Source organism: Herbaspirillum sp. VT-16-41 (genome assembly GCF_001994935.1).
Taxonomy (GTDB): Bacteria; Pseudomonadota; Gammaproteobacteria; order Burkholderiales; family Burkholderiaceae_D; genus Herbaspirillum; species Herbaspirillum frisingense.
In genome coordinates, this window is sequence record NZ_MUXB01000175.1 from 34,156 (window position 1) to 46,723 (window position 12,568).

A 12,568-nucleotide genomic window follows, 5' to 3' on the forward strand; every position below is an offset into this window, starting at 1 on the left:
CTTGCGACTGAAACAGAAAAATGACTTCATCCCATACTGAGGAAGATCGCGAAGATTTTGAAGGAGACGGAGATCTTTCCGATCTTCTCAACGAATTGCGCGTCCTGTTACCCGCTGCCCAGTTACTGACCGCGTTCCTCATTACGCTGCCATTTAACAGCGGATTCTCACAGATCGTTGAATCAGAAAAGTGGATATTCCTGGCCACATTCTGCTGCTCACTAACTAGCCTAGTTCTGTTTGCCGCCCCGGCAGTGCAGCATCGGATATTACGTCCTCTCCGGGATCGTTCACGCTTCAAGACGCTAGCTTCACGCCAGATGTTATGCGGCGCGGTATCACTCTCGTTTGCGCTCGTCTTAGCGAGCAACCTGGTCGTCTCGCAAGTCTTCGGCCATCTTCGTGGCGTCTGGTTCGCTATGGGGACCGGAGTGTTGATCTTCTCGCTTTGGTGGCTGCTGCCACTCAGATTTCTCCGCGACCTTTCAGGCACTCGCCCGTTAGTCATACGTAATGGGTCTGATATCTAGAAGGCGGGATTTTTCAATGACGTCATGTAAGCCGTTCATTTGGCGTCTTCATTTTATAACGGAGTACACGTGAGTTTTCTTCGCAAAATAATCGGACGCCACCATGGCGAAAAGCGCCGGCATGGCGATACCGGCCACCACGGCAACAACAATCAATATGGCAGTAGCGAACACGGCGGTCACAGCAGGTATAGCCCGCCCCCCACTGGACGCGGACGGAGTGCCACTCCGATCGGCACTAGCTGCCCGCGGTGCTTCACCGTCAGCAGTCCTGGCGCCAGGTTTTGCCACGAGTGTGGCAGCGGCCTAACAGCCATCGCTTGTACTCAGTGTGGTAGCGGAATGCCGTCTGGCACCAAGTTTTGCGGCCAATGTGGGACCTCTTCCACATAACTGCAGCGTGGAAAGCTCCTCCCTTTTAACGGCTTAGGCCACGAATCACCGCCAAGAGTAATCATGACAACAAAACTACGCCTCGATATTCCCGTTTTGCTCCCAGATGTTGAAGATGCAAACGACGTCTGTGTTCGACGCCTCATCGACGAAATCGGAACACAGGCCGGCGTAGTTAATGTCCATGTCCGTCCGCCTCGTGGCGCCGGAGTGTCACAGCTGTGCGTCCACTATGACACCGCGCAGTTGCCCTTTGGTCGCATCCGAGAAATCGTGACCGCTGCAGGCGCAAAGGTTTCTGAACGCTATGCGCACGTAGTCTGGAAGGTCAGCGGAATCCACCATCAACGGCGGGCCCGAACTGTTGCGGACCATCTGCAAAAGCTACCTGGTGTGTTAGCCGCAGATGTCGCCACCACGAGCAGCTTGCATGTTGATTTTGATCGTCAGCAGTGCGATATACCAAAACTCACGGCCGCATTGAAGAGCCTGGGTGTGAAGATTCTTGATCAAACTGTTGCGGCCGAAAATTCTCCTCCGGCAGAGGGGCAAGAAGATACACACGATCATCAGCAATCCCATACGGATGGCGAAGGTGGTGGAGACCATAAGCACTCGCATGCCCATGGCTCGAGTCACGCCGAACATGGAGGAAAGGATGCTGAGCACTCTCATGAACATGGCGGCATGCTTGGCGCCAATACAGAGCTGATCTTTTCGCTCTTATGTGGCGCACTCCTGGGCATCGGCTGGGTCATTGAAAGATTCGTTGCTGGCATGCCGGCCTGGCTTCCCATGGCGTGCTTCATTTCGGCATATTTCTTCGGTGGCTTCTACACTGTCCGGGAAGCCGTCGACAATATTCGGCTTAAGCGTTTCGAAATCGATACGCTGATGCTGGTCGCTGCGGCCGGCGCCGCAGCGTTGGGATCGTGGGCAGAGGGCGCGCTTCTGCTGTTCCTGTTCAGCCTGGGGCATGCACTAGAACACTACGCCATGGGTAGGGCAAAGCGCGCGATCGAAGCCCTGGCCAAGTTGGCCCCCGAAGTAGCCTCCGTACGTAGAGACGGGCAGATTACGGAAATCCGGGTCGAGGAGCTGCGAGTCGGCGACGTGGTGTTGGTGCGCCCGAACGAGCGCCTGCCAGCAGACGGATTTATCGTTGTTGGCAACTCTGCGATTAACCAAGCCCCAGTTACCGGGGAGAGCATCCCCGTCGATAAGCGCCCAGTCGACGACGTCGACTTGGCCCGCGCCCGACCAGATGGAGTGCCGAGCGACTCCAAGGCGTTCGCAGGCACAATCAACGGCGCCGGCGCCATTGAGATCGAGGTAACACGTCGCTCCAGTGAATCTGCGCTGGCCAGAGTGGTCAAGATGGTGAGTGAGGCCGAAACACGGAAGTCGGCTACGCAACGCTTCACCGACAAGTTCGAGCGTGTCTTTGTCCCGGCCGTTCTTGCCCTGGCATTCCTTCTGCTGTTCGCATGGGTCGTCGTCGACGAGCCCTTCCGGGATAGTTTCTATCGCGCGATGGCTGTTCTGGTCGCAGCAAGCCCGTGCGCGCTCGCCATTGCCACTCCTAGCGCCGTGTTGTCAGGCATTGCTCGTGCTGCACGCAGCGGCGTTCTCATCAAAGGCGGCGCACCACTTGAAGAACTTGGTTCCCTCAGCGCCATCGCATTTGATAAGACGGGCACCCTGACCGAAGGGCGGCCTCGCATCACCGATGTCATACCGGCCGAAGGGATTGCAGTCGAAGAACTCCTCAATGTTGCGCTGGCGGTCGAATCGCAGAGCGACCACCCTCTTGCAACGGCGATCACACGAGACGCGAAGAAACACTTGGGCTCCTCTCAGAGCCCGCCAGGCGCGCTGGACATCAAAAGCCTGACTGGCCGCGGCGTTACCGCAACCATCGCCGGCGAGACGGTTTGGATTGGCAAGCTGGAGATGTTCGGCAGCGACGACGTCCCCGCCTTAGATGCAGCAACCATATCCGCTGTTGAGAAACTGCGTGAAAACGGCAGGACCACGATGGTAGTACGGCATGGTCAGCGCGATCTGGGGACAATCGGACTGATGGATACGCCACGGGCCGATGCCAAGGGAGCACTGCAGGAGCTGCGTGAGATTGGGATTACCCGAATGATCATGATCTCCGGAGACCATCAAAAGGTTGCCGATGCAGTGGCCAGCGAAGTCGGCCTAGACGAGGCCTGGGGCAATCTGATGCCTGAAGATAAGGTTGAAGCCATCCGTAAACTTCGCCAGACAACCAAGGTTGCAATGGTTGGTGATGGAGTCAATGATGCTCCGGCTATGGCCAATTCAACGGTGGGCATTGCCATGGGCGCTGCTGGCTCGGACGTCGCCCTGGAGACTGCCGATGTGGCATTGATGGCAGATGACCTGAAGAATCTTCCTTTCGCAGTCGACTTGAGTCGGCATACTCGACGTGTCATCCGGCAAAACGTCTTCATCAGCCTGGGCGTCGTTGCCTTCCTGGTGCCCGCAACCATTTTCGGTTTAAGTATTGGTGTTGCAGTCGCAATGCATGAAGGCTCCACGTTGATCGTCGTTTTCAATGCTCTACGCCTGCTTGCCTATTCAAGGAGCTCGTCGATAACGTAACGACGACTTCCGGTGCAGAAATTGTGTTGATTTGCTCGCAGAATTGACCCTCTCCATCTGACCCACCTTCCATTGCCTTCCGAAGGCAGCCACGCGGTCATACGACCCTTCGTAGCCCAGCGCTCGCAAGTCCAGGAACATCTGTTTGAGGGTTCGTCTTTGTTTTCGAGATTTGACTGCCTCGGAGCTCAACCAGGCAGAAAGTCTAGGCGCGAATTCGTCTAGCGAACTCGATGATTGCCTGCTGGGGTAGGAAGGTTCGATCGCTTCTGATCGAATGTAGCGTCGAACCGTGTTCCGGGAAATGTCCAGCCTGCGGGCAATTTCCCGGATCGAAATGTGGTCGCGGATGTACCAGCGACGAATAATTCCAAGTAGGGCCACGTCTATCACTCCGTTCTCCCGCTCGCTGTGATGAGCAGGATTGTGGGCTAAACATGGGTCAACTTAGGATGCAAATTTCCTGGAAAAGTGGGTCAGTTTTCAGTGCAATTCAACACTCTTGCCCCACTTACCACGTTCTGGATATGAAAAAACGCTCATTTGCTTTCTCCAAAGACGCGAGAAAGCATCCTGAGCGGGAGCTTTCCCGCTAGGGTTGAATTACGCCGATATCCGGCAAGTGTGTGAATGCCTAGGAAAGGCCAAGGAAAACGGAATAGGCGCCACAAGTCATATGCGGTGCTTATTCGACAGCGAATTGGGAAGTGTTATTTCTTGGGGAGGGAGTGCTGCATGCCGCCGTGCGACTGGTCGTAGATTACCCCAGTTTCTTGGCCGTGGATAGACGTTATCACGATGCAGGGCTCATGACGATGAAACAGTGCTATACCCATTTAAATCATCTGGCTACACGCATAGTAGTTCAAGCAGATAGCCCGGCCTCCAAGGCCTTCATCACCCAGTTTCATCTTTCAGGAGTCGTCAATGCTGTTGAAGTCCAGTTTCATTAATTACGTTCGGGGGACAATGCTCGTTCTCTCCCATTTGTTTCTCGGCATGTTCGCCATCAGGGTTGCGCTCTTTCTCAGGACGCCCAAGGTCAGCGCCCTAAGAGACGAACTGACAAATGCCATCGGATACGAGGCTAGGGCAACAGTTGAGCACTTCCTTGCGGCATACGGGTTTGTCATCCTCGCCGTCCTGTTTCTATGCATTTGGTACCACTTGACCATGCGCGGCGGTCCGAAAATTTCGAAGTATGGCAGGCCGGTGAATCGGTTCCAACCTGGATTTGCTCGCTGGTACCGTTGTGCCTTCACCCACGAGGTACACGTAGCGCTCGTCATTGCCGCCATGTATTTGTGCTGCACTGTTGGGTGGTGGGAGGTCAAACAGGCGTACTTTGGTTGGGACAATCATCCGGCTAGAGGGGAGCTGCAGTACGAGCAAATTGCAGCTGACCTTTTGGGAGCCATCCTTGCAGTCCTTCAGCTAAAGCTGATGCCAACCGGGGCATCCTGGTTTGCGTGTGATGGTAAGACGCACAGTTGACAATCCGCTTGTGCCGGCCCTAGTGTCCTTGGGGCCGTCTGGCCGCTATCGACCAGACGTCACTAAAAAACTACCAACGTGACGGCAAGTGCTGGACAAGCCGGTCATAATTCTGCTGAAGATATGCCATCATTTCGCTACGATTGCGCGCCGTATCGATGCATGCTCTGCCGCAAGCGCCGACGATACCCGTATAGAGAGCGTCGGGGATGTCGCATTGTCCCGATAAATTGATGAAATGCGCGGCATCAAGATGCGCGGAGACATCGCCTACGCGAGGCACCATCAACACGTTCATGAGGCAACCGCAAGCTTCTATGAGCACATAGCGCCAGCTTGGATCAGCCAGACCGCTAACCGGCAAGATCTCAATAGCATAGGTTACATCGCCGCCATGTGTGAGTTCGTCGTACAGACGCACCGTCGCCCGAAGCGAACCGGCAGTCAGTATGCAGCCCCCGGCCAGCTTTTCTTCACGGTGGGCGTTCATTTCAATTCCTACCAGAGTCATCAGGCGATGGCGGGCCTGCTGGTCAATCGCTTGGCGATCAGCGATGAACCACTGCAGTTTTTTCAGCGTCAACCCGGCCGCCCTGGCCAAGCTGGCAGCACCGTTCGGCCAGCACGGCAAAATCGCACTCAGGCATCCCGGTAGCATATCGAACTGGGCACTGCTGGCATCGATGTGCTCGTCCGGCTCTTTGAAGAACAGCCAGACTTTCCCGTCATCGTTTGTATGAAACGACCGCTCCCGCTCAGGCGGTAAGTTTCTTTCCCACGCCGACATCCACGGTCCCGACGACCAATCCATGCTTTCCGGCCCCAACTCTATGTTCGTGAAGGGTCTGACTGGCAAGGCAAGATGCGCCCGGGTCGCTTCCACCAGGGCTGCTCCGCCGATGCGCCAGGATCGGAGATCCTCATGCATGGTCAATACGTGTGCGGCATTCTTCTGCAGCTGCGCCAGCGTGCGCTGTGGCATAGATTGACCCAAGGACCAACCCAATTGCAGTGTGCTGTTCTGCGCGCTGCGCAGCGCCGCTGAAAATTTGTGATCATTACTGGCGGCTACTTCTACCTTGATGCCATGGGCCGCAAATTCCGTTTGCAAGCGCTGGCAGGAGGCGGCAAGTTGATGGCTTATGCGTAGCACGTCGGGGTAGCCCCGAAGTTGTGGGCACGAGCGCCAGGCCTCGATCAATTGTCCGCGCAACGATTGCAGAGCATCCGGCGAACCGAAACCGTGCCAAATAATGGGGGTGCCAGGAACACTGACGGCATATAGAACGACGGGCTGCAGTCCGTATGCGCGGGCATCGTGAAGTGTTATGGCATCGCGTACGAACACAATGCCGTGCTGCTGGTGAGTAAACACATGCCGAGCAATTCCGACCGACAGGAGGTGTGTGCGCACAGGTACGGGGGGAGTCATGGTGCAGAGGAGATCAACGGTTGACCACGTGTTTTTGCTGGGGCAGGGGAGTTTCTAATTTAACGGTTTTGAGAGATGGGCACAAATAGCGGTCTCCAACCTTTCACGCGTGAAAGTATTCTCAAAGATTCAGAAGACGCCCCCAGTAGATAGAAAGTAGAAAGTCGCCAGTGCTACGTGTGACTACTGTCATCACCTGCGCCAGTGCACTCGCTGCGTCCCGCTAAGGCCTTCGGTCCGGCACTTGCAAACGCAACCCTCTCATCGATGAGCAAGATGCGGTCTGTCCACAATATCTGACCAAAATGCCACGTTTACGTCGGCGAAGGACCGTTACACGGTCAGGCGGCGCCTGATCCAGTCAGCGACCTGCTGCTCTGGCATGTCGCCGGCGGCGACCGTCAGCATAAAGTTGATGGCTTCAATCTGGTCGAATGCCAAAGTCTGGCCGTTGAGCGCCAAAAACAAACGACCGATCACCCAAGCGGTCCGTTTGTTGCCGTCGCTGAAGCCGTGGCTGGTGGCGATACCATAAATGTAGGCCGCCGCGAGGTCGGCCGCATCAGGTGGTGGATTGCCATAGGCGTCAAGGTTCTGAGCCCGATAAAGCGCAGACTCGACAGCGTTGAGGTCCTTAATCCCAGCCAGGCCGCCATGCACCGCGAGCTGCTTGTCATGAACCGCAAAAACGGTTTCACGCTGCACCCACTGCCAGTTCATTTAGCGAGCACGCGGAGGATCTCACGATCGTCGTGCATGATCGACTCCGCCAAGGCCATCTGGCGTTCGAACTCAGGGTTGTACGGCGTGATTCGCATTGCGCCGTCTGGCGCCTCGGTCAGGTAAAGCGTATCGCCTTTCTGGACGTTCAGGATACGTTTGGCTTCCTTGTTCAGGATCAGCCCTTCGGATGCGCCAACGGTAGTCACTTTGAATGTGAGCATCATGCTCTCCCTTTGTGCTTATAAGTTTTATTATATATCTGCCGCATGACGTGTCAAGCAAGGCTGACCGGCATCTTCCTGGAAGGTCCGGCTCGTGACATCAGACGTTAATCCGTGTAAAAACTTTATTGCCGCAGCTAGGGCGACTCAAAGATGCTGGTTAGCGAAAGGAAATGCGCAGTTCTACACACTAGTCCCCAGCTTTTCCAGCAGCCTCCGACTGAGCTCGAAGGGCTTCACAGACTGCCAGCTGCCGTTCTGCATCAATCCGCTGTTGTCGCTCTTGATTCAGCTCGGCGCGCAGGCCCTCAAGTTCTTTCTTTAAATCAGGCATCGATTCCAAGCGGAGCTTGTCTTTGGCCAGTTCAACACGAGCCTGCTCGGCCGCCGCTCTCTCCCGCAGAACGCTCTCCTTCTCGGCGGCTAGGGCGTCGCTCAGCATAGCGATATTCGCCTCTGCGGCAGACTTTGCTGTTGTCAAGGTCGCTACAGTCCCCATCAGAGTTTCAATCTCGGCAGTCTGGCGCTCGATCTCGGCGGCGAGGTCGTGATTCGTTTGCTGTTGTTCTGCGATCTCCGTTTCCAATGGGGCGCGAGCCGCAGCAATCTCAACTGCAACGAATTCTGCGATGCCTCGCTGAAGCGCAGGGGGCAACGAAGAAGCGGTGACGGCAGGTGCCGCATGCTCACTCTTCCATTCATTGACCAGGCGATTGATCGTCAGGTTGCTTCCTGCCCCTAAGTGATCTCGCACAGTACGCAGAGTCGGCCGCACTTTGTTCGCAACCAGAGTATCGCAGACGCCGAAGACCTGCTCACGTGTAATCGATGGTTCCCGCGCCAATTTTAGCTCCCTCAAGATGATATGATTGAGATGATACGATATGATACGAATTAAAGCCACTATTATCGTCTAGGCGCAATGTTATATCCTTCAGGCTTCTCCGGAGCAGTGGTATCGCGCCACTCGTATCCGACGCATCGCGGAGCCTGGCCCACATCCAGCCGCTATGAACCTGGCAAGGGCCCGAGTGATCGCTGCAGAACGTGGAGATTAAGCCCGATACTAGCCGCCCGACCCCTATGCGCTGGCTCACGAAACCTGCCGCACCTGGGAGGCACCCATCATCACCGCTCGAATTCCCTTGCACTCGCCAGATGTGCGACTACAATTCAAGCAACGTTGCACGGTACAGCGCGGTCAGATGCGCGAAAAAATGCCGAAATAACAATATTTCGGCATTTTTTCCAAACCTCTATTCGTGATTATAGTTCTAATCACGACATGAATTTAAACGGTTGAAATGAGGTATCCGTTGGTGAAGCTCTCTAAAGTTGCATAAATGAAATATTCAAAGAATGAGAACGCTCAAAAATAATGACGCGCCGATCATAAATATTGGCAATGGAATCAAGGACTTGAAGACCAACTGGCTATACGGATAGCCTCACAGGTAGTTGCTCAGCTGAAACGCAGATGTACTTGCTGCAGCCGCGTGGTGTATTGGACTGCCGAACTAATGTCGGCCGAACTGTCGGAAATCGTCTAAGTCTGGATTTTTGTCACTTAACTCTGGATTTTTCGGAAGTCACTCAAGACCGAACTCCGTTCATCCTTTATCTATAAGCCCTTCATAAGGAAATATTGCTCATGGGAATGCCGTCATTGGTCGTCGTACGTTTTGGGGAAAATCAAGTTCACTTTCGCCGGCAAAACGGCTCTCCTGAAGCCGTTGGGATTCACCTACTGGACATGCTGGAGTCGGCAGATTCGATCAAGCCCCGGGCCCACTTTCATACCGGCAGCTATTTCCTGCGTTTTATCTTCCAGGCAGGCTATGGCGACGAGCCAATTTCGCCAAAAATGCGTGACGTACTTCCCATCTATGAGGCTATAGCCCTGGACGACAACGTCATGGGCGACTGGGAATTTGCCTATGAGTTTTCAGCCGATCCGGCCGGGAATTGGACTGTTTCCTATGCCGAAGACTGTGATGGAGAGCGCTGGTCGGAGCTGGCCGGGGCCGCCGAAAAACTCACTCCTGAACAGCTGCGCGATCGTCTTGATAGTGCCCACTGAACTACGCGATTTACTCGCCAGAACGAAGAAATCCAGAGTTAAGTGAACAAAGTAGGGAAAATCCAGAGTTAGATGACTTTTTAGGACAGAGTTAGCTGACACCGGTGTGGAGCGAGGTGCTCTGGGCCTGGACCCGCACTCCAGACTTAGACGACTTCCGCCACGAACATCGATGCATAAATTACAACTATCGATCAAACTCCTTTAAGCCAGGATTTTTGCTTCTTCGAGCTGGCCTTCATTGGTTAAGCTGGTGTGGAACTGGCACAACATCCATCAAGTGGGCAGAACCAATGAGTCTCGATCTGTCAACCGCGGCTTGGGTCGCAAGGTTGGGCGGAGCTCAACGCCTCAGATTTCCCGGCGCGTGCTCGCCCAGCATGGGCCTGACTGCGGGAGCAGCAGTTTCTAGCTTGCGCGAGCAGGCAACCACCTGAAAAGTGGCCTTTCAGATCAATCCGAGAGGGGCGAACGATGCCTACCCAGGGGGATTGGCAGGAAAATGAAGAAAACGTCGCTACGGGCCGATAACGTGGCTCTATGGCGATTGGCAATTTAAATGCAAATATGACAAGTAAAGATACAGCCACCCTGCCCTATCCCCGTCGACGTGGGACCGAGAGAATCCTGGGCAAGATTGGGCGCCACCATTTCGCATTCTTCAAGGGATACCTCGAAGGATTAGATATTGCCCAACTAGCACATCGCTATCTGGAGACAGCGGAAACATCAAGCATCCACCTGCGCACGATCGAGGCTACAGTCAAATGGATCAGGCAAGATCTCAAGCTCCTGGCCAAGCGCCACGGAAAGCACGCTGTTGCTCGGATTATTGACGTCTCGCCGGCAAAAATAAACCCGCCCTCCCCTTCCGTCCCAACTCTTGAAGAGTTTAGAGAGGAACATGATCCTTACGAGATGTACTCGGAAAAGGATCTCCTCGCCCTTTTTGAAGACACTTACTCTGGGGGAATTAGTGAGCAAAAACGGATACGGAACGCGCGCTTAAGGAAGCGGCAGGCTGAAGCGCTAGCATGGCTTCAGATGAAGACAAACGTCAGCCCGAGACCTGCCGATTTGCTCGAGGCTTGGCTCCTTGAATACCTGGTGAAGCAATTCAAGAAGGTCGACATTCTGACAGTTTCAGATCTTGCCACCTATGTGAAAGCGAACGGGCCCCTTTGGCACAAGGATGTCCCTAGGCTAGGCGAGGTGACAGCAGCTCGAATCTCCAAATGGCTCTGGTTGTACCGTGACGAAATTGGTACGGACGTAACTGTCTATGATGCAAGAGCGATTCGGCTAATCCAATTTGGGCTCGTTCCATTTGAGTACTTTAGCCCCCCTACTCACCTCTCGGGTGAAATTGGAAGCAATCGGGGGGACAGAAACGGCAGTGGCGCGAATAACGATCGCGAAGCCATAGTCCTTTGGTTGCAGAAACTGAAGGATGAAGATACAACACGCTCCTACCGCAAGGAAGCTGAAAGGTTTTTCTTGTGGGCAACGATTGAACGGGACAAACCTTTGTCTTCGATCACTACCGCGGACTGCTTGGCATATCAAAAATTCCTCAATGACCTGGGACGTGTCAGTGACGACTACTGGAATCAGACCTTCCGTATAAGCCAAGACTCCTGGATGAGTGACAAGAAATATGAACGCGACAGTACATACTGGCGACCATTTTTGAGTCCGTTCAGTATCGATGCAGAGGGAGTTAAGACGCGGAAGCGACACCAAGCTCTACAACCAGCATCACAAAAACAGGCGCTGGTGATTATCCGAGGCATGTTCCGATGGATGGTAAAAACGGGCTATCTACACACCAATCCGTGGGATAGCGCCTCCATACCTGCGGACCGAAACAAGATCGACGTTTCGAGAAGTTTTACAAAAGAGCAATGGAAAATAATACGGGATGAAGCCTTGTCACTGCCGCCCTCCCCTGCCGGCGCACGACTACGATTCATTGTCATGTTTTCCTATTTAACTGGCCTGCGCCTTCACGAACTTGCTCGCGCCAAGGTTTCCGACATCCTTGAGGAAACATCAATTACCGGAGGTCGGCGCTACTTCAAGATGAACGTCCTAGGCAAGGGCAAGAAGCTTCGCGAGATCCCTGTTCCCCAGGTATTAATAGATGAACTCGAACGTTATCTCCGATCTCGATCAATAGAGTCACTCAAAGCGGCACCGGTAGACGCCCCACTGGTGGAGCGAATCCGGGGCACTTCGAATCCGGAGGCCAAGAAGCTGAAGGCACAGCTTGAACATCCAGATCGCTACGAACACGACCCCTCGTTTGTAGATGAATACCTTAGCCGTGACGCGATCTACAAACTACTAAAGACATTTTTCCAGTCGTTGATGTTGCGCTTCCCCGGCGGCTCAACCGATCGTGCCAAGTTCCAGGCTGCGAGTACTCACTGGATTCGGCACACGTACGCTACCCATGCACTAGGGAATAAGGTCCCATTGGAAACAGTAAAGAACAACATGGGCCACGCGTCTGTAGACACCACGAGTATGTATCTAGACAACGACATCGCTGAGCGAGCCGAGCATATGGAGAATTTCGCCGATCAGTTGTACAAGTAGCTTTCACGCGTGAAAGTCGGAAACAGATAACTTAGCAATTCCGGGAACATGGAATCCGTGGTTGAACACAAACGCCTCCTTTCACGCGTGAAAGAACCTTACGGAGACCAGCGTGATTCACGCGTTCTGCCACCTGCTGTCACCAACAGGAAGACGTTACCCGTCTCGCACGACTGTGCACACTCCGACTTCAGAGGCACATCAAACTGGGCGATTTACCCACGGCACGTGTCAGTCCAACGGGCCCAACTTTCACGCGTGAAAGTGAGAGCCCTCCTAGAGCCACGCACTCTGATCATCTCATTGAAAAACCGAACCGGCGCCTCCTCGGCGAAGGTGGAATAGAAAATCGATACTAGCGAAAGACAGAGTAGGTCCAGACTATCGGCTAGAAAAACAATGCCCTTCAGCATGGAAGCATGGCGAAATAAGCGAACTTTCACGCGTGAAATTAGCTAAT

At 54.2% G+C, this 12,568-nt stretch carries 10 protein-coding genes and 1 pseudogene; 6 read left to right on the forward strand and 5 right to left on the reverse strand.

Annotation, left to right across the window (positions count from 1 at the left end):
• The first annotated feature begins 20 nt into the window (after window positions 1-20).
• The 3 genes from BTM36_RS29190 to BTM36_RS25440 all read left to right on the forward strand — a co-directional run bounded on the left by BTM36_RS29190 (window position 21) and on the right by BTM36_RS25440 (window position 3,557).
• Entirely contained in the window at window positions 21-530 is a 510-nt protein-coding gene (locus BTM36_RS29190) for a DUF6328 family protein (RefSeq protein ID WP_050470579.1), read from the forward strand.
• A gap of 69 nt (window positions 531-599) precedes the next feature.
• On the forward strand, window positions 600-923 hold the full coding sequence (locus tag BTM36_RS30000) for a zinc ribbon domain-containing protein (RefSeq protein WP_165774441.1): 324 nt from the start codon (window positions 600-602) through the stop codon (window positions 921-923).
• 63 nt (window positions 924-986) lie between these two features.
• The gene (locus BTM36_RS25440; protein WP_077238428.1) at window positions 987-3,557 is read left to right on the forward strand and encodes a heavy metal translocating P-type ATPase; all 2,571 of its coding nucleotides are present in this window, start codon (window positions 987-989) and stop codon (window positions 3,555-3,557) included.
• Window positions 3,558-3,626: 69 nt separating this feature from the next.
• Here BTM36_RS25440 and BTM36_RS25445 read toward each other — a convergent pair.
• Window positions 3,627-3,950 (reverse strand): annotated as a pseudogene (locus BTM36_RS25445) (helix-turn-helix domain-containing protein); the annotation flags it as partial.
• A gap of 534 nt (window positions 3,951-4,484) precedes the next feature.
• On the opposite strand from BTM36_RS25445, the gene BTM36_RS25450 reads away from it, so the two are divergent.
• On the forward strand, window positions 4,485-5,051 hold the full coding sequence (locus BTM36_RS25450) for a hypothetical protein (RefSeq protein ID WP_077238430.1): 567 nt from the start codon (window positions 4,485-4,487) through the stop codon (window positions 5,049-5,051).
• Window positions 5,052-5,121: 70 nt separating this feature from the next.
• Here BTM36_RS25450 and BTM36_RS25455 read toward each other — a convergent pair whose 3' ends face one another.
• The 4 genes from BTM36_RS25455 to BTM36_RS25470 all read right to left on the reverse strand — a co-directional run bounded on the left by BTM36_RS25455 (window position 5,122) and on the right by BTM36_RS25470 (window position 8,331).
• Window positions 5,122-6,426: a hypothetical protein gene (locus tag BTM36_RS25455; RefSeq protein WP_139347285.1), complete on the reverse strand. Its 1,305-nt coding sequence runs from the start codon at window positions 6,424-6,426 to the stop codon at window positions 5,122-5,124.
• 390 nt (window positions 6,427-6,816) lie between these two features.
• Window positions 6,817-7,203 carry a type II toxin-antitoxin system death-on-curing family toxin gene (locus tag BTM36_RS25460; protein ID WP_077238432.1) on the reverse strand — a complete coding sequence of 129 codons (387 nt, stop codon included), beginning with the start codon at window positions 7,201-7,203 and terminating at the stop codon, window positions 6,817-6,819.
• Window positions 7,200-7,427: a transcriptional regulator gene (locus tag BTM36_RS25465; protein WP_077238433.1), complete on the reverse strand. Its 228-nt coding sequence runs from the start codon at window positions 7,425-7,427 to the stop codon at window positions 7,200-7,202. Before BTM36_RS25465 ends, BTM36_RS25460 begins: the two co-directional genes overlap by 4 nt.
• A 190-nt stretch (window positions 7,428-7,617) precedes the next feature.
• Window positions 7,618-8,331, reverse strand: a complete 714-nt coding sequence (locus BTM36_RS25470) for a DNA-binding protein (protein WP_154134766.1) — start codon at window positions 8,329-8,331, stop codon at window positions 7,618-7,620.
• Between the two features lie 747 nt (window positions 8,332-9,078).
• On the opposite strand from BTM36_RS25470, the gene BTM36_RS25475 reads away from it, so the two are divergent.
• On the forward strand, window positions 9,079-9,507 hold the full coding sequence (locus BTM36_RS25475; protein ID WP_077238435.1) for a hypothetical protein: 429 nt from the start codon (window positions 9,079-9,081) through the stop codon (window positions 9,505-9,507).
• Window positions 9,508-10,047: 540 nt separating this feature from the next.
• A complete protein-coding gene (locus tag BTM36_RS25480) occupies window positions 10,048-12,108 on the forward strand; it encodes a tyrosine-type recombinase/integrase (protein WP_077238436.1) in 2,061 nt (686 codons plus the stop codon).
• The last annotated feature ends 460 nt before the right edge of the window (window positions 12,109-12,568 follow it).